The 1309-nt window shown below is 35.9% G+C and carries 1 protein-coding gene; it reads left to right on the plus strand.

Annotated elements, in window-relative coordinates:
• The first annotated feature begins 58 nt into the window (after nt 1–58).
• The gene (locus tag N5D03_RS14820; RefSeq protein ID WP_078796964.1) at nt 59–1261 is read left to right on the plus strand and encodes an IS256 family transposase; all 1203 of its coding nucleotides are present in this window, start codon (nt 59–61) and stop codon (nt 1259–1261) included.
• Nucleotides 1262–1309: the final 48 nt, after the last annotated feature.

The following is a 1309-nucleotide window of genomic DNA, read 5'->3' on the forward strand; positions in this document are numbered from 1 at the left end:
AAAGCTCAAAAAATATTTTCGGAAATAACTTTTTATTATTTTTAAACATTACATAGTTATGATCGACAAAGAAGAATTATTAAACAACAAGGAGTTTTACAAATCCTTTAAAAGTGGAGAAGATCTAACATCCTTCTTCAAAACAATGCACAAACGAGCTGTAGAACATATGCTAGAAGCCGAGCTGGATGCCCATCTAGACAACGAAAAGCACGAAAAAACAAAAGATGGAAATTACCGCAATGGACACGGAACCAAGAAAATAAAATCCTCTTTCGGAGAATCTGAGATTAAAGTTCCCAGAGATCGTGAGGGTAGTTTTGAACCTGCATTAGTTCCGAAAAAACACAATATTATCGACGGTTTGGAAAATATCATCATCTCATTCTATGCCAAAGGAATGAGTGTAAGTGATATTGAAGAACAAATCAAAGAGATGTATGATTTTGATATTTCTACCTCCACTATCTCCCGAATTACAAACGCTGTTGCCAGCGAAGTTGTTGCTTGGCAGAACCGTCCTTTAGACGATTTATACCTAATTGTCTGGATGGATGGAATCGTTTTCAAGGTTCGGGAGAATTCGAAAGTCATTAACAAAACCATTTATTTGGCTGTTGGATTAAATCGTGAGGGAAGAAAAGAAGTGCTAGGAATGTGGCTTGGAAAGAATGAAAGTTCGAGCTTCTGGATGAGCGTTTTAACGGATTTAAAAGCTCGTGGTGTTGAAGATATTCTGATCACAGCAACCGATAATTTGAATGGATTTACTGGGACTATCCGCTCCATTTTTCCTGAATCTCAAACCCAAATCTGTGTCGTTCATCAGATTAGAAATGCTTGTAAATACGTTGTTTGGAAAGATAGAAAAGAGTTTTCTGCCGATATGAAACACATTTATGCAGCTCCCACAAAAGACGCGGCAAAGGCTGCTTTGGAAGATTTTGCTAAAAAATGGGAAACAAAATATCTGTATGCTGTCCAATCCTGGAGAAACAATTGGGACGAACTTACCGTATTTTTTGAATTTCCTATCGAAATCCGTAAAATCATTTACACCACCAATTTAATTGAAAATCTCAATGGAAAAATCAGAAAATACACCAAAAACAAGATGTCTTTTCCTACGGATGATGCAGTTTTGAAATCGGTTTATCTTGCTTTAAAAGAATCAACCAAAAAATGGACAATGCCCATCCATAATTGGGGTTTGATTTTAAACCAATTTATGCTTATTTTTGAAGAAAGGCTCAGATTATAAAAATCCAAGCCCTAACTTTTCAACTTACACACTTGATAGGATAGTGTC

Source organism: Empedobacter sp. GD03861 (assembly GCF_029840885.1).
Classification (GTDB): Bacteria; Bacteroidota; Bacteroidia; order Flavobacteriales; family Weeksellaceae; genus Empedobacter; species Empedobacter falsenii_B.

Bases quoted from the DNA above. Each gene is read 5' to 3' on its own strand.
- N5D03_RS14820 (WP_078796964.1), top strand. From the start codon at position 59: ATGATCGACAAAGAAGAATTATTAAACAACAAGGAGTTTTACAAATCC.